Origin of the sequence: Loigolactobacillus iwatensis, from assembly GCF_003950295.1 — a bacterium.
GTDB classification, from domain to species: domain Bacteria; phylum Bacillota; class Bacilli; order Lactobacillales; family Lactobacillaceae; genus Loigolactobacillus; species Loigolactobacillus iwatensis.
The window spans coordinates 1-17,125 of sequence record NZ_RHNP01000033.1; the positions used below are offsets into that span (position 1 = coordinate 1).

General features: G+C 37.6%; 16 protein-coding genes. 2 read left to right on the forward strand and 14 right to left on the reverse strand.

Features of this window, described 5'->3' with window-relative positions:
* Positions 1 to 36: 36 nt before the first annotated feature.
* Genes EKM98_RS08860 through glf form a run of 4 tightly spaced genes read right to left on the reverse strand, consistent with a single transcriptional unit; the run spans position 37 to position 3,839 of the window.
* Complete coding sequence (locus EKM98_RS08860; RefSeq protein ID WP_125982132.1) at positions 37 to 816, reverse strand: hypothetical protein; 780 nt, start codon at positions 814 to 816, stop codon at positions 37 to 39.
* A 59-nt stretch (positions 817 to 875) separates the two neighbouring features.
* Positions 876 to 1,277 carry a glycerol-3-phosphate cytidylyltransferase gene (tagD, locus tag EKM98_RS08865; protein ID WP_068280963.1) on the reverse strand — a complete coding sequence of 134 codons (402 nt, stop codon included), beginning with the start codon at positions 1,275 to 1,277 and terminating at the stop codon, positions 876 to 878.
* Between the two features lie 18 nt (positions 1,278 to 1,295).
* The gene (locus EKM98_RS08870; RefSeq protein ID WP_068280967.1) at positions 1,296 to 2,717 is read right to left on the reverse strand and encodes a flippase; all 1,422 of its coding nucleotides are present in this window, start codon (positions 2,715 to 2,717) and stop codon (positions 1,296 to 1,298) included.
* A gap of 3 nt (positions 2,718 to 2,720) precedes the next feature.
* A complete protein-coding gene (gene glf, locus EKM98_RS08875) occupies positions 2,721 to 3,839 on the reverse strand; it encodes a UDP-galactopyranose mutase (RefSeq protein ID WP_068280974.1) in 1,119 nt (372 codons plus the stop codon).
* A 467-nt stretch (positions 3,840 to 4,306) separates the two neighbouring features.
* On the opposite strand from glf, the gene EKM98_RS08880 reads away from it, so the two are divergent.
* Positions 4,307 to 5,131 (forward strand): LicD family protein, encoded by an 825-nt coding sequence (locus EKM98_RS08880; RefSeq protein WP_082920451.1) that lies wholly within the window; start codon positions 4,307 to 4,309, stop codon positions 5,129 to 5,131.
* 47 nt (positions 5,132 to 5,178) lie between these two features.
* On the opposite strand, the gene EKM98_RS08885 is transcribed toward EKM98_RS08880, so the two are convergent.
* The 7 genes from EKM98_RS08885 to EKM98_RS08915 form a co-directional block, all read right to left on the reverse strand.
* The gene (locus EKM98_RS08885; RefSeq protein WP_068280982.1) at positions 5,179 to 6,402 is read right to left on the reverse strand and encodes a CDP-glycerol glycerophosphotransferase family protein; all 1,224 of its coding nucleotides are present in this window, start codon (positions 6,400 to 6,402) and stop codon (positions 5,179 to 5,181) included.
* Positions 6,403 to 6,409: 7 nt separating this feature from the next.
* Complete coding sequence (locus tag EKM98_RS08890; protein WP_068280985.1) at positions 6,410 to 7,312, reverse strand: glycosyltransferase family 2 protein; 903 nt, start codon at positions 7,310 to 7,312, stop codon at positions 6,410 to 6,412.
* A 27-nt stretch (positions 7,313 to 7,339) separates the two neighbouring features.
* A complete protein-coding gene (locus EKM98_RS08895; protein WP_068280991.1) occupies positions 7,340 to 8,461 on the reverse strand; it encodes a glycosyltransferase in 1,122 nt (373 codons plus the stop codon).
* Positions 8,458 to 9,231 (reverse strand): DUF4422 domain-containing protein, encoded by a 774-nt coding sequence (locus EKM98_RS08900; protein ID WP_068280994.1) that lies wholly within the window; start codon positions 9,229 to 9,231, stop codon positions 8,458 to 8,460. Before EKM98_RS08900 ends, EKM98_RS08895 begins: the two co-directional genes overlap by 4 nt.
* Complete coding sequence (locus tag EKM98_RS08905; protein ID WP_125982133.1) at positions 9,221 to 10,597, reverse strand: hypothetical protein; 1,377 nt, start codon at positions 10,595 to 10,597, stop codon at positions 9,221 to 9,223. Before EKM98_RS08905 ends, EKM98_RS08900 begins: the two co-directional genes overlap by 11 nt.
* A gap of 29 nt (positions 10,598 to 10,626) precedes the next feature.
* A complete protein-coding gene (locus EKM98_RS08910; RefSeq protein WP_068281005.1) occupies positions 10,627 to 11,502 on the reverse strand; it encodes a Wzz/FepE/Etk N-terminal domain-containing protein in 876 nt (291 codons plus the stop codon).
* A 101-nt stretch (positions 11,503 to 11,603) separates the two neighbouring features.
* Positions 11,604 to 12,230, reverse strand: coding sequence for a sugar transferase (locus EKM98_RS08915; protein WP_225418557.1), 627 nt, complete (start codon positions 12,228 to 12,230; stop codon positions 11,604 to 11,606).
* A 697-nt stretch (positions 12,231 to 12,927) separates the two neighbouring features.
* On the opposite strand from EKM98_RS08915, the gene EKM98_RS08920 reads away from it, so the two are divergent.
* On the forward strand, positions 12,928 to 13,335 hold the full coding sequence (locus EKM98_RS08920; RefSeq protein WP_068281009.1) for a TIR domain-containing protein: 408 nt from the start codon (positions 12,928 to 12,930) through the stop codon (positions 13,333 to 13,335).
* Between the two features lie 68 nt (positions 13,336 to 13,403).
* Here the strand turns inward: EKM98_RS08920 and EKM98_RS08925 are convergent, their stop codons facing one another.
* Genes EKM98_RS08925 through EKM98_RS08935 form a run of 3 tightly spaced genes read right to left on the reverse strand, consistent with a single transcriptional unit; the run spans position 13,404 to position 16,922 of the window.
* Positions 13,404 to 14,108, reverse strand: coding sequence for an NTP transferase domain-containing protein (locus EKM98_RS08925; RefSeq protein WP_068281011.1), 705 nt, complete (start codon positions 14,106 to 14,108; stop codon positions 13,404 to 13,406).
* Positions 14,109 to 14,128: 20 nt separating this feature from the next.
* The gene (locus EKM98_RS08930) at positions 14,129 to 15,073 is read right to left on the reverse strand and encodes a DMT family transporter (protein WP_068281013.1); all 945 of its coding nucleotides are present in this window, start codon (positions 15,071 to 15,073) and stop codon (positions 14,129 to 14,131) included.
* Positions 15,060 to 16,922, reverse strand: coding sequence for a phosphotransferase (locus EKM98_RS08935; protein ID WP_125982135.1), 1,863 nt, complete (start codon positions 16,920 to 16,922; stop codon positions 15,060 to 15,062). The genes EKM98_RS08930 and EKM98_RS08935 overlap by 14 nt, the downstream gene beginning before the upstream one ends.
* Positions 16,923 to 17,125 lie beyond the last annotated feature (203 nt).

Sequence of the window (17,125 nt, forward strand, 5' to 3'; positions counted from 1 at the left end):
CAATTAAAGATTGAATTGACGATATTGGTATACAATTTAGGCTTTTTTGATTTTATGACGAACTAGCACCACGCGTAGCTCGACCATTGCTCCCCAAATATTAGCAGACAAAAACAAAACAATGCCAATAGATAGTAATAAATCGATAATCATTTTCTTTTTATGATCTGTTCTAATAAATCCAATTATCATAAATGGTACTAATGCGCTGACACCAATTAGCGTACTTAAAACATGAACTTGAATAAGTATCGCCGTAACACTGACCAATAAGTATGGATTAATGGGTCTTTCAGTATTTTTGATCATATTAATTGCAGACAAAAAAAGGTAAGGGAAGATAGCGGCCCCCCATGATGTAAAGGCCTGTTGCATTGTCCAAAATGAAACGGCGACAGAGGACATGTACATTATTGCAATGCTAGTTGCATAGTATTCATTAATACTAACTTTTCTTGCTAGTAAAAGCATCCCTGTTCCACTAATAAAAAAAACAAAAAAAGAAGTTACTACTTGATACTTAAACCAAGAACCCATTAGTAGCAATAAAAGACCATTTGCATAAGCAAAAAGTGGTCCATATAAAGCATTAACCACTCTTGCCGTTTGTTGAAATCCATAAATAGACTGAAAATAACTAAAATGACCATGTTTAATTTGCATAGCGGCCTCATAAAACCTATTCATGTGAAAAAGCGAATCAGCCCCCAAAATAATCGAATGATCATATATTTGCGGCAACTGAATAATAATGGCAAATAAAGCCAAAACTAAAAAAGGAAGCACTTTAGTTTTGCGCCAACTAATGTTATTCATTCAATTATCCTCCCTTTTTGAATGAGTAAACTTAAACTATTTTTTTCAACCTATACAACCTATTTTGTCCTACCTTGAAGATTCAAATCATGCTTAATCTTAGTAGTTGAAATACCCGTTGTTCGTGGTAAATAGATAACCTCACAATAGTCCTTCAAAAAATCAAATTGACCTTTCCAGTCGTCGCCCATCACAAACGTATCAACGTGGTATTTTTTAACATCATTAATCTTCTGATCCCAATTTTCTTCAGGAATAACTTGATCAACGTACCGAATAGCCTCCAAAATATACTTGCGGTGCGCATAACTATGGTAGGCCTCTTTATGCTTTATTGCGTTGAATTCATCAGTTGACAATCCAACGATTAGTTTATCGCCTAGTTGACTTGCCCGCTCTAAAAGACGAACGTGGCCCCAATGAAGTAAATCAAATGTTCCATAAGTAATAACAGTTTTCACGCTTCTATCTCCTTTAACTTAATGCCGCGAACCCACGAAATCCTTCACGGTGGTCATAATCTTCGGCCGTAAAATCACCATGAACAGTCCGTAAATGACAATGCCGACACCAACTTCAAGAACTAGGTTAACGGCGCCAAATGGCAGGTGTAAATTCATGGCAAAGACAACGGCAAACATCACTACCCCAGCGAGTAAATATTTCCAAAAACTGGTAAATAAACGACTAAGCGACGCCTGTTTGCGAATAACGTACAACTGATAAAAAGCAACACTGGCTTCAGAGACAACGGTAGAAATCGCCGCTCCAACGGCACCCCACTTAATAATCAACGGGATGTTAAGCAGTAAATTAACAACGGCACCAATGGTTACGGACACCGTGTACTCACGGTTATGGTTAGTGGGCAGCAAATACTGTGTGCCAATGGCGTTACTCCACGCTATGAACAGGATAACCGGCGCCTCGCACATCAGCAAAGTACTAGTAGCCGCAAACTTAGGTCCAAAGAACCAAGTCGCAAACTTAGGCGCAATCGCGGCCAAACCAAACATCATTGGAATTGACGCAAAAGTGACAAAATCAAAGGTCGTATACAAATAAGAATTTACCTTTTTCATATTACCTTGAGCAAAGGTGTGGGCAACTCGCGGCAACATTACGGTACCTGTCGCCGTCACAATGGCCAGTACCATTTTAACAATCTTATCCGAATTATCGAAAAAGCCTGCTGCCGTGACACTATCAAATTGGCCCAACATCGTTTTGTTTAACACTAAGTAAATCTGTGTGGCCACTTGGGGCACAAATAAAACCAGTGCCGGTCGAAAATGCCGCCAAATATTCAAGTGGTGGAACATCCCTGGCACCAAGCGTTTGCGCAGATACGGCCACAACGTGATGTTACCAACCAGCTGGGAAGCACCGATAATTAAAATGTACAGTGCTGTATCACTGGCCGTTTTAACAAAACTAAAGATTAAAACAACAGACAAAATCTTAACCAGCATATTCCGCAAAACAGTTGTTCGAAAATCTTCGGTTCCCATAAAGAACCACGAAATATCAAACGCCGCCGCAATTAGCTGGAAAGACTGCATGACTAAATAATTATGGTATTTATGGACAATGGCCAAGTAGCCCATAAAAATAACAATGGCCCCTAAAATGGCAATTATCCGCAGACTCTCAATTTCCCAGAAAGTCTTAGTTAACTTGGCCGGATCATCCCGGTGGTACGCAATTTCGCGGTTACCGTAGAGATTGATCCCAATGCTACCGAATAAGACAAAATACTGGATAATTGAATTTGTATAGGCGTTGATTCCAACACCTTCTGGGCCTAAAACCCGGGAAATATAGGGTGTCGTAATCAAGGGAACGAGAATCAGAAATAACTGATAACTCGCATTATACAAATAGTTTTTAACGACCTTCATAAATTAATCACTGAATTCCTTTTTGACGGTGGTCAAAGCAGTCTGGATCACTTGGTGCATATCGTAATATTTATACTGACCTAAACGGCCACCAAAAACGACGTTGGGCTGCGTTGCCGCTAGTTCTTTATACTGTGCAAATAAACCATTGTTTTCTTTATTGTTAACTGGGTAATAAGGTTCGTCGCCTTTTTGCCAAGTCTTTGGAAATTCCTTAGTGATAATTGTTTTCTTCTTGTTACCCCGGGCGAATTCGAAGTGCTTGTGTTCGATAATCCGCGTATACGGCGTTTCAGCGTCTGTATAGTTAACCACAGCGTTACCTTGATAGTTAGGTTGATCTAATTCTTCAGTTTCAAAATGCAAACTACGGTATTCCAGCGTACCCAATTGATAATCGAAGTATTGATCAATCATGCCCGTGAAAATTACCTTTGGCGAATCCTTTAAGTACTGCGCTTTATTAGCGAAGAAATCAACGCCCGTTTCAACGGTAATCTTATCGTCGGCCAACATTTTTTCGATAATCTGCGTATAACCACCAATTGGGATACCTTGGTAGGCATCGTTAAAGTAATTATTATCGTAAGTTAACCGAACGGGCAAGCGGCGAATAATGAAAGCTGGTAAGTCAGTTGCCTTTTTACCCCACTGCTTTTCAGTGTAGCCCTTAACCAATTTTTCGTAGACATCCCGCCCAATCAGAGAAATCGCCTGTTCTTCCAAGTTAGCTGGCTTTTTACCGGCCATTTCTTGGCGCTGTTCGTCAATCTTAGCCTGAGCTTCTTCAGGAGTAATGACGCCCCACATTTTATTGAAGGTATTCATGTTAAATGGCATATTAAAGATTTCGCCCTTATAGTTAGCGATGGGACTGTTGGTGTAGCGGTTAAATTCCGCAAACTGATTAACGTAGTCCCAAATATCCTTGTTGCTGGTATGGAAAATGTGGGCGCCGTAAACGTGAACGTTAATGCCGTCAACGTTCTTAGTGTAAATATGACCACCAATATGATCTTCCTTCTCAATTACCTTAACCGTTTTACCCCGTTTTGCCGCTTCGTACGCAAAAGTTGCGCCGAACAAACCAGCACCAACTACTAAATAATCATAATGAGCCATTATTTAAATTCCTCCTGAATTATATTATCACTTAAAACATTATTGATACATACGCTATTATTATACAGAAACTAAGTTAAAATAACAGTTTAATTCTATAACTAAACCAGTATTTAAACTTTTTTAGTAAATGAACAAAAATGAACAAAATAAATTTTTATTACCACTCAAAACCAAATTAATTGCCCGTAAATAAAAAATATTGAAATTACATTAACTAACCAGTACTATAAATGCGATCAAATCTGATTAAATACGCCTAGATTGCTAATCGCATTATTTAAACAAACACAATAATGAGTTTGACGTCCTTCAATGATTCTCTCTAGCATAGAATACCTTCTTTCTTATATATTTTTAATGATAATGATCATAACACGCTTTACAACTCAAAAAAAAGCATGCAAATCTTTTTTATGTTACTCTATTAAGGTTAGGTTGATAAAATTACTTATTTCGGGTGAATTATGAAAAAAATAACGCAACAAGACGAAAAAAGGATTATGCTCGAATTGTTGATCTATCTAGATCAGCTTTGCCGAACAAATGGGATCGAATATTCACTTTGTGGGGGGACACTTCTTGGAGCTATTCGTCACGGTGGCTTCATTCCATGGGATGATGATGCTGATTTAATGCTGACTCGTCCTAATTATGAAAAGTTAAGACAGCTACTTCAACAAAAAAAGAATTCACGATATTCTTTAGTGCAGCCAAAAGATCCAAATTATTTTTACAGCTATCTCAAAGTATTTGATACTCGAACGATTATTCAAACGCGATATAAATTAGATACATTAGATCCCTTTGGCGTCTTTGTTGATATTTTCCCGGTTGATGGTGTACCTAATAAACCAAAATTACAGCCATTTGTTGATCAATTAGCAAATTACGAAAAAATGATGAATACCGCGCCGTGTTTTTATTATTCATCTCACTCACGTTTTAAGGCCGTTGCTAAAAGTTTGTTGCTTTTACCTGATCATTTAAAAGCAACACAACATGGACATGATATGGCCTACTGGCGACAGCAAATGCTTGAATTACAGGAAAAGTATCCCTTTGGTTCCACAAAATTAGCTGGTTACGTTCTTAGCGAATTTCGTGAACGGGAAGCAATGGCAACCGAAATCTTTATTGGAACTGAAAATACCAGCTTCGAAAAACGAGAATTTCGCCGCATCAAACACTATCATGATTATTTAACCGCCTTATATGGGGACTATACAAAATTACCGGCCAAAAAGGATCGGGTTACAAAGCATCCATACAAACTTTTCTGGAAGAATTAAAATATTATTGCACATTAAAAAGGACTAAGACAAAATCTTAGTCCTTTTTAATGTGATTCAATATAGTCAATTATCTCAGTAGTCGCAGTTATTTGCTTGGGCTGATACTTAGCGGCAAATGCTTTTGCCTGTTTGGAAAGGGTTGAATAGTCCGCTGTACCTAATTCTGCTAAATACGCGTATAACTTCGACGTACTAGTAAAACTTGGTAAAAGGTTTCCGGCGGGATTCATGTATAAACCGCGTCTTTTAATGTACACCTGCAAATCGGCCTGTAAGAGCAAGATTGGTTTGCCTAAAATAGCAAAATCAAACATCAAACTTGAATAATCCGTCACCAAAATATCCGCAATTTGAAAAAGATCATTGATCTGAGGATAGTCGGTTACGTCATAAACAAAAGTACTATCCTGTGCCGGTTGCTTACTCAGCCGGTTATCCGCAACGTAGTAATGGCTGCGGTTTAAAATAACATACCGCTGTTTAATCCGCGTCAAAGTTGCAGTGTCTAAGCCTGTTGGATCCAAAGAAGCATTTTTATACTGGTAATGCTTAACTTCAAAATCACGAAAGGTTGGTCCGTATAAAACAACCTTTTTATCTAACGGAACACCCAATTTTTGTTTGAGCGCCGTAACTTGTTGTTGAGTAAACTTCTGCTGTAGGCTTTCATTACGCGGTAAGCCAACTTGATGAATTTGTTGAGCCGACCTAGGAAAAATGTGGGCAAAAATTTGGCCATCATAGTCATTACAAGCACATAAATAATCAAACTGAACTTGACTGAACCATTTAGTGGCAAAATTCTGTTCTAGCTCGTCACCACCTAAATATTTCAGTGGAATACCGTGCCAAGTGTTAATGTAAACGTGGCCAGCACGAGGAACTGAAACCTGACGAACGAGCTCAATGGTTGAGTTACTCACCCAGTACTTGGCCTTTAATAAATAATAGACGTGGGCAACCGAATTATCGCGAACCAAAAACCGTGGATCGACTTCTGGCATTTTGCTAAAATCATCAATTAACCAGTACATTCGATAACCCTTAAAACGCTGATCCCTAGTCATTTTTTCGTAAATAACGCGGGTGGAATCATTATACGAACTCCCATAGAAACTATTAAAAAGGATCGTTTTCTTATCCGCGTGAACAAACAGACGAAGAACACCAATTACGATTCGGTAAAAAAGCCGGCGAAACCCATTAAGTATCACAAATAAGCCCGTCATTTCACGAATTAACCGTCGAAATCGTTTAATTGAAATCACCTACTTTTTAGTCTTTTAAATCACTCAGATCAACTTGCTCAATTTTAGGATTAAACGATAAACCTGCCATTGTTCCCTTAAAAATCACTTTTAGTTTCATCAAACGATGGCTATTTTTACCAAATAGAACACGCCGTACCGAATTTAAGACAAAAAGGAATTCATAAGCAGAGGTTTCAAAGCCCTTATGCCGTGCTGTAAAATGCCGGTTGCGAAATGAATAATAGTATCGCGCAATCCGTTTAGGATTATTTTCTAACGCAATATTAACACTCTTATTCTCCGCCATTTTATGAATAACGACACTCTTATTAACTAAGTAACAGTTAAAGTACTTGGAAACCCGATTAGTATATTCAACATCGTCACCCCAGATAAAGAAATCTGTAATTGGATAACCAACTTTTATTACTGCGGTACGAGCTACCATACAAGAAACAAATGAGGCCGCCTTAACTGCAACAACATCCTCATCCAGTGCTCCTGTCCAATTCTTAGCCAAAGTTGGTATGTTCATTGCGCTAGGTTCACCATTGGTCCACTTAACATTACTACATAAAAAACCAAGATGCGTTAGTTTATCGGTCTTACTCAACATCTTTTCTAGAGCGGTTTTCGTTGGAATCGTATCATCATCCATAATCCAGGCAAAATCATCTTGTGTGTGTTTAATAAACGTTTTTAACCCCGCATTAAACCCCCCGGCACCCCCAATATTACGAGGTAACCGAACATAATTAATTCGACCTTGCTGGCTTAATACCGTCAGATAATCCTGCGTTGTCTGCTCACTAGCATTATCAATCACAATAATGTGATTTAAAGGGTGTGTTTGATTAAAAAGTGCCTGTAAACATTCCTTAAGTAAATCAAGTTTATTATACGTTACAACTAGCGCTGCTACCTTCATTTTCAACTTCCTATCCATTATCTACCCTTACTGATACAGGGCGTGTATTGCCTTCACCGTCTGCTTTTCATCATAGCCTAATCGACGCAACGCAGCAATATGTCCCTGCCGCCGCTCGCTATTTTGATGTTGCCCAATCACTTCTGCCCATTGATTCGCAGATTTGGATAACGAGATTGGAAAAACAATCTCGTGGTCATAGCGATCTAATGGTATTTCTGCGGAAGGGAAAATAGTTAAACCAGCAGCCTGAGCCTCGACAAAAACCATACTCAAACCCTCATGTAATGATGGAAAAATTAAATAATCCATTACCTGATATAAATCAGCCATATCAGAACGCCGGCCTAAAAATTGGACCTGATCAGTTAGTTTTGCCGCCTTAACTTGCTGTTTAAGCAGCGTTTCAAGTGGTCCTGTTCCGATTAAATACAGAATAGCTTGTGGGTCTTGGACCGCAATTTTAGCAAAAATCTTAATTAAGAATTGCTGATTTTTCCGCTTTTCGAAAACACCTACATTAGCGTAAACGTGTTTGCCATCCAAGTTAGCTGCTTGACGTAGCCGCCGTCGCTTTTCAGGATCAAAATTAAACTTGGCCAAATTAATACCGTTGCGAATTAGGTGATAACGCTGTCGTTTAACAATTGAACCGGTAAACAGCCATTGTGCAGCCTCTTTGGACACTGCCACAAAATCAGTAGCTACAAAATGACAAACATACCACTTGCCAAAATTATGTAGTAACTTTAAAACGCGTAATTTAGCTGCTGAACCATCCGTTCCAAAATAAGTATTGTGGGAATGAAGGGTTATTTGCTTAGCACCATAATGCTTGGCCATCATTAACGGCAAAAAGTTCCACATTGCTGAATAATTAAAGTGAACTGCATCATAGCGACCTCGATTTGCCTTCAAAAATTGGTGCCAAGCCTTTAAATGACTGTGTAATCCCTGATTGGCCGCCGGAATAACGGTCATTGGCCAGCCATATTTTGCCTCAATCTCCGCCTTCATTTCGGACGAACCAGCATTAGCCAACGCCTCAAACTGAATTTGTTGATCATTAATATTACCAAAAGCGTTCAAAATAAACGAAGTGACGCCGCTGCCATGTAGAAAGTCACCAACTATTAGGACCCTTTTCATGGTTTGGCGCTCCGACCAAAAAATTTACGCAATAAAAAATTGCCGCCCTTTTTAAACCAATTTTGCTTTTCCATGAAAACAAACGGTACTTCAGTCGTTTTATACTGTAAATTTTGGGCTAACCAAACATCTAACAGTCGTTCACTAACAAAACCGTAAACTCGAGTTTCGTAACTATCATACCCGGTGATATCAAGTTGTTTCTCCAGCTTTGTTAAAATATCAAATAACCAAGTACAGTACTCGTTAAATGGCTGTTTTTTCATAATGAACATATTAAACATGTGGGCCGAAGTCCGCTTCATTGCTTGATCAAAGTCGGCCAAATAACTAGGATAGTCGCGAGCAATGATTTGGCGAGTAAGCTCTAATGGCTCAGCGTGATGGGCGTGAATGTAATGGGAATAGTTAGTTTCAATATAGTATTTGCGTCTAGTTGGCAAAACCACATCGTGCTCAACTAATAATGAATCCACTTGGTCCTGCGTTAAAATACTAGTCAAACTTCTTTTCGGCCGAAGGCTAAAATAGCGACGATAGTGAACCAAACCAATCGCATCAGCATCTAAATTTTTCCATGCCCAATAGACCGCCGTTAATTCATTATAGTGAGCATTTTTTGCAGAAATATTATCACCAGTATTATCACCCTGAAAAGTTTGGTTAACGTTAGGATGCAGAGCCTTCCCTACAAAAATGGGTAAATACAAATTACTATCGCTGGGCATTACATAATTTTTATGAGCTGCTACTAATATTTTAACGTTCAAGATTTAACTCCTTACTTGCGCGTTTAAGCATGACAATATAGAAGAAGAAAATAATTAGGTAGATTTCATCTCCCCAGGAAAAGGTAAAAAATGCAATTACTGAAAAAAGAACTAACGTAAAGTAAAAGCTGTCCACAATGGTATTATAGAAAATTGCATTAGATAATTGGCTAGTAATTGCTTGTTTTTTTATCCGCCAAGCCAATTTTATCTTATTATATAAATAAATGAATAACGGTACAACTCCGGTTAACCCAAAACTCGCAAAAATCATGCCCCAAATACTGAGCGCTGGATATCCAGTTTTTAAGAAATTAAAATGAAATTCGCCATTAAGCGTTGTTGCATGCGGCACAAATTTAAAAATATAATAACTAAGATAACCTTGCCCCGCTCCAAATAGTGGGTAGTGCAAAAAAGTTTTAAACAACCCAATTGTTCCACCAACACGATTTCCTGTTCCTTGCTTGGCAAATAAATATTTAGTTAATAACGCGTGTACATATGGTACAAATTGATATAGCCCTGCAAGTAACACCAGTCCAACAATACCAATCACAAAATAAATTCGTCGGTACTCCTTTGGTGCTGAAACAAAAAGGCATAATAGAGCAATAATAATAACTAAAATACCAGTCGAAGTTTTTGCCAAAAGTAAAATTAAAAATAAAAATAATAAAAGTCCCAAATATTTCCAAACATAGCGAACACGTGCATTTTTGAAATAGTCAAAATGATTTTTGATTGCAGCAAGTATAAACGGTATAAATACAATCCCTATTTGTGCTGAAAAATACGCGGCCTCTGATGAAAATCCATTGATTCGTCGCATAGTTGTCGTATAGCTACCAACCCAATAAAAATCTCCACGATTGGCGTGTTCAACCTCAAATAAACGACCCATCAAATTAACCCACATGTCCGTTTTTCGACTAACAGTTGCAATGGCTTGTGGAATCAATACTAATACCGAAAAAACAAATAATGTAATTAAAATGGATTTAGTGAAATTAAGTGCAGAAGCATCATCTTTAATGATGACACTCATAAAATAATAAACAAAGAAAATATTTCCAAAAAACAGAAAAACATTAACCGGACCGGTTGATAGGCCGCTTGTATTTTCTGGTTGATTTGTAACATTATAACTATAAATAATCATCACTAACTGAGCCAAAATATTAATTAAGGTAATCGTCAAAACTTTTCGATTAACCATTATTGCACTAAAAGTTCCCCGTACTGTAACACAGCGATATAACATCATAACCGCAAAAACATAAATCGGCAATGTTGCCAGAACACTTGGTAATGTGTAATTAATATTTTTTGTAAACAAACTAATAGGGATTATAAACCATTCCATGCTATTCACCTCATAAAATATTCCGAATTTTAACGTTTAAATGGATTCACCAATATCCCCATTTGCCAAAGAACAATCAGGCTTCCAATTATAAGGCCAATTAAACTACCCAAAAAGCCATATTTTAATCTATTCATTGGACTTTGGATTATCTGTTTTGTAGTATTCTGTGTCACTATTTGAATACGTTGTTTGTTTGACGATTGCCGTTTTAATTCAGAAATAATTGTTGCTGACGTTTTAACTGCCAGTTTTGGTGAATTACCAGTCGTATTTAGATTAAGGTTTGGTGACTGTGCATTAATAATTATCTGCACATTATGCTGTAATTGGGACAAGCTTTGCTGATAACTTGAGTCCGACTGTAATTGTTGTTGAACAGATTTTAAAAATTTAGCAGAACGAATCTTATCCTGATACTTCATGCGTGCAGAGTTATCTACTTCCCATTTTGCTACTTTATGGATCTTATGTTGCCGTAACAACTTTTGACGTTCTTTTTTCTCCTTTTGTTTATCTTTTTTGGGATTAGATTTTTCAGGCGTTATTATTTGGTTATTCTGTGGCCTTAATGCATCTTTATCCTGCAAACTTTCAATAAATTGATGTATTTTCCCACTAATTGTTGTCGCAGGCTTTTCCGGTGCAGGCAATGGGATAGGCTTTTTCTTTTTAGGTATTGTAGAAAACTTTTGCGCCAATTTTTTGTCATTTTTATCAACTGGCACGTATGTAGTATATTTTTTCTCTACATAAAAAATAGCGCTTGCTTTATATGTTGGCTGGTAAAATACTTTAGCTGCGAAAATACCACTCATTGCAAAAATAATTATCGCTAATAAGATTACATACCAACGTCGGAGCAGAGCTTTAAAAAGTCCCACTATAGAAATTTCATCTTTCATAAGATCCCCACACTCATTAATTAGATTTGCTATTCAGTCATAAATCGATCCATATACAAATGTGCTGATGATATTAAACCACCAGCACATTCCTTAATTTTTTAATAGGCACCCGTACTCTTAAAAATACTGATAATATTTAAGAACACGATCTTGACATCGAACCAAAAATTGGCGTGATCAATATAATACATCTCAATATCGCAACGTTCGGGATAACCGATGTTGCTGCGGCCACTTGCTTGCCAATAACCCATTGCACCAGGCGTCATGGATAACAGTTTACGCACATTGTCGCCGTATTCCTTTAATTCCGTCCGGACAACGGGACGGGGTCCAACTAGTGCCATATCGCCCTTTAAGATGTTAATGAACTGTGGTAACTCATCAATCGACGTCTTTCGGATAATTCGTCCAAAATGCGTGATCCGGGGATCTTCTTCGGCAGGTAGCTTATAGCTGTTGGCGAGGTACTTTTTGTATAACGCCGGATTTGCTTTTAATTTTTTGTCTGCATTGACGACCATCGAACGAAATTTCCAGATCTTGAACGGCTTCCCGTTCTTCCCGATTCGTTCTTGCTTATAGATCATCGGTCCACGGTTTTCACCAAAACGATAAAGGATAAACATAACCGCAAACACTGGGATTAAGCAGATCAAGGCGATGATAGAAACGACGATATCGCAAAGCCGCTTAATCGCTAAATAAGTCTTTGATTTGCTCATTGGTTGTTCTCCACGAAATAATATTGGGTCGGCATCCTTATGGTAAAAATCAGATTGCCAACGACGCCCAACTGTTTCCTTTTTTTCCATTGTTGGTCCTCCCCTAACGTCCAAAACTGACGTTAGTTTAGTCAGCGTAAGTTTTCAATAACAACAGGCGCTTCATTACTACCAAGAAGCGCACGCCACTAGCGTTTAGAACTGCTAGCCGAATGATTAGCTTCATTTTACTTACGTAACCTAATTACAACAGCAACAAGTATACCCAAAATTTTCTACGAACACAAGTCATTCTTGAAAGGCGACCTGCTTGCTGCTTTGAAATGGCGTTTGGCTTTTGCCTTGTTTCAAACGCTAACGAAAAACAAAATTGGCCGTTAATCCTTTTTGATGCCGGAAGTAAACGACTGCCTTCTTAAAATCACGTCTAGACCATGTTTGGAAAACACCTTTTTAGAATGGCCTAGTTGATGCAAACGTGGTTAAAAATTAGTTTGCTAATTTAATGGTATTTTACCGCAATTCAATCCCTTGATTCAACTAAAGTCATTTAACCATTTAAAGTTTAAGAATTTCGTAAGAAGTTGCCGTGAATTTCATGAGCGACCCACAACCAACGTTTACGGACCGGTAAAAAACGTGGTAGGATATAATTTGTTAGGTTATTGACATATTTTAACACACAAGGGAGCCGCTCATGTCTAGTCAATTACTGGTCAGCTACGATAACGATCACGATGAATGTCAGCGTTACATCTACCTGCTGCGTAAATGGGGCCAAAACCCCAATTTCCCCGACGTCATTTTTCAGGAACAACACATGGCGCCAACGGAAAAATTGGCCGCGGTTCCAGCAGTCAATGAGCAAGCCGTCAAGGACTGCTCGGCATTGCTACTATTAATTGGCAACCAAACGATGGAGAACGCCTACTGGGTTGGCTGGCAAATCACGGCTGCGGTCGCTTACCACAAACCGGTAATCATTTACAAATTGCGGGCTGCCTACCTGTCACCTTACGAAGTCTATGATTATGATGTTGCCTGGTTGGCCGAATTTTCTTACGATGCGATCCGGACGATTTTTTTGGAAGTCGCTAAAGAATAAATATTTAGCGACTTTTACTATGCGCTCAAGTACTTTAAATATTTTGAAATTCCTATATTAAAAATAAGTCACTTTTTTACATTTTCTACAATTCGTAATTTTTTCTGAATAATTCGATATTGTTCTTGAGTATCCATTTCATATACTGCAAATTCTGGTACCTGCCATGTTGTAATGTGTAATTGTTTTAAAATATTAGCTGGGATATTATCCCAGTATAGTGTTGCATCGGTGAGTGTATCTTCAGTTAAATATTTGCTGTATGTTGCCTTGATCACCTCAGCATCGGCAGCACTCCAATAAGAAATCCCCGACATAGACGGAATGTGTTTAGCAGTGATTAGCATTTTAGTTACTCGTCCTTCAATTTCAACGGGACACCACTCTGTGCCGTGGAGTTGGCGTAAAATTGTAATATAAGTACTCTGATGTAACGGTTTAAAAATATTTTTATTCATTACAGTATCGGCGTCAATCACATAGGAATTACCAAAATAAGGGAGTGCTTTACTAAAGGTGTAAATACTGTTATAAGAACGGTAATGATCATTATAAATCAATTTAACACCAGGATACTTTTCAACCAAGTAGTCAAAAGTTTTGGCCAAATACCCTGTTACAATATTAATTTCATGAATTCCGGCAATTTGCAGCATTTTAATGGTACGCTCTAAATTAGGAATACCATTAATTGGTAATAGCGATTTATGTCGCTGTGTGGTCATCTCTTTAAAACGACTCCCAAGACCTGCTGCCATAATAATTGCATTCATAACATTTTAGCTCCTTTAATCTATTTTCGTAAAAACAATTTAAAAAATTCCCTTGGATTATCTGTTGTTAAAATTGATCCAATAATAATTAAGATGGCTAGTAAAAATGTTTTAAAATCAATCCCATTACCAAAAAATATTCCAATTAAGATTGCCCACGCTGAATAACTAATATTCAATCCCATTGCAACAATCGGTCCAACAATATTAATTGATCGATAATAGCATAAGTAAGAACTAGTTCCTGCTAATGCTGTTAGGACTAAGAGCCCAATAACCGGCTGCTTTAGAACGACACCAACTAAGGGGTACCCATTAACAAGTGGCATAATAATTGCTGCATAAGTGAAAGCAGAAACTAGCTGTCGTATTTGTAAGGCAACATCAGGTAGAACATCGTTTTTCATCCCATATGAACAGATTACGGACTCACAACCCCAACCAATCACACATAACATTGCAAACATAAATCCTAACAAATTATTATGCGGCGTTTCACTCGTTGTAAAACCCAAAATCATTGTAGCGATAATCGCAAGACATAGACCAAAAACACCTCGTAATTTTAAACGTTCATGTAAAAATAAATAACTAAATAGAGCCCCAACTGCAGGGTACATTGCCGATATCACCGCCGTATTAGAAGCACCAATATAATGAATAGCCAATACATAACCCGTCATTCCAATTGGGCCACCAAACAGAGCGGCTAACATTACAAAACGACCACTACGTGAAACAAGTGCTTGACCTAACAACTTAAAATTATGTGCTACTCCTGTATACAATAACATCCAGAGACTGGAGAAAGTATCATGGAGAAAGGTTGCAACCAATGGCGCAATGACTAAATAATGTTTAAACGGAGATAGGCCTAATATAACACCAATTAATACAGTATCTAACCCCCACAGCAGACCACCAGTTAAACCAAACACATTACCTGAGGCCTCACTTTGCTTCATTTAAAAGTACCTCCTGCATCAGCTTCACGCCTCGATCATAACGATCTCGGCCATAACGTCCAAAGTTTTCACCGCTGGCCTCTTTAGCAATTGTCCACGTACTCCATAACATATCCTGAAAGACTTTAAATATATTAAGCTTGGTTAATTCGGCAGTACTCGGTCGATGCGTAAAATAATCACTCAAAAATTGCTGTGTTTCATTTGTTGTTAACTGACTTTCATTACACAAGGCCGCTAGATCCCAAAACGGATCATTCATTCCAGAGTATTCCCAATCAATTAAAAACAATCTTCCCTGATCACTTTTAACAAAATTTTCGGCAACTAAATCGTTGTGACAAGGTTGACTGGTTAGGCCATACTTATGCTCCAATAAATGGTATAGCTGAAATACTTGTTGCCGAACATTTTCATAATCAGGATAATAATCGGCACCCTCCTTATTGACAATCTGTTCATATTTATGCCATTCAGAAATAAAGTCAAATTGATTAGGAAATTCAAGTTCTGAAAAATGCAATTTATGCAGCATCTGTGCAATCTGACGTAAATTATCACTAAAACGAACTGTGCGTGGTGATAGAGTCACCGCACCAGGAACTGACTTAGCAATCTTTATTCCTGTTTGTGGATTAATATATTTGGTTTCCACATTTAGGCCGAGAATACTACCTAACTGAGCATTTAATGCTTCACTTTGACGATCAATCATAACTTCTGTCCATTTACCAGGAATTCGGATAAAATAATCCTGTCCATCCACTATTGCCTCATAATTGGTGTTAGTCATCCCCCCGGCAAAATGAATATCGCTAATGGCACTAGCCTGTACATTGAGGATTGTCTGAATTTGCTGTTTAGCATAATCTATCTGATTATCGTTTTCATTGCGCCTAATTAATGGATAGATATAATCCTGTGCGCGTCTATATTGTTTTTCATTATCAAGATCGGCCCATGCAGTATTACTAGACAGTAAGCATTTAACTTCATAGGATTGACTGGCCTCTAATAATAGATATTCGTAGTTAAGCCATTCATTTTGATTGTCTTGGTATAAATAAAACATTTCATTCAATAAAGTATGCGAAACTCGACTGATGCCAACCATTTCGGCGGACAAACGGTTCATTTGACGGATATCCTTAGAGATTCGAACTAAATTATTTTGTTGATCAAAATCAACGAAGGCCTCATCGCCAGAGCCACTAATACTGGCCGTAATAATGCTATTTGCCGCCTTATTATCCATAATTTGGTCAAGCAACATACTCTCGTATAATAAGTCGCCTTCTATAATAAGACAATCTCCATTAATCTGCCCTCTGACTAGGGCTAAAGATCGCATAGTTCCTGTAGTGGCATAAGCCATATTCTCTAAAAAAATCACATTACGATTGGCAAGGTGTGCTTTAACTTGATTAGCACCATATCCAACTATAACGTAAACATTCTCAATTTTGAAACTATTTAATAACGTCAAGGTTCGATCTATTGGTGTCGTATTATCAATTGGCAGCAGGCAAGCAGGCAGTTCAAAATCCTTAGCTTTCCCTGCGGCCAAAATAATTGCAGTATTAAGCCGATGATTAGCTTGTTGTTCAGTTTTCAACCGGATTTTACGATAAGCCATCAAAGTTACGTTTAAACGTTGGCGCCCCAATTGAGTCAGTTGATAAGTAAAGGAACGACCACGTTTACTAATAATAATCAAATTTTTGGTCTCTAGATGTCGTAATAATGCATTAGTGGTTCCTACTGAAAGACCAATTTTATTTGCAATTTGTCGCTGAGTTACTTGTTTATTATTATTTAATTCTAATAATATTTCATCAATTTTATCCATGACATTCACCTCTTGTTCATTTATTGAACATAACTAAAGTACCGTAATTCAAGAATCATGTCAAGATCTGCAATTTATATATCATAAACAAAAACGAATGAAGTCGCTTTTTTATGACAATCAATCAGGACAGTCATTTAATTCATCATTATGCTTAAAAAAGATTGTTACTTGTAAGTTACTCTTAAAAATATGTTTACCAC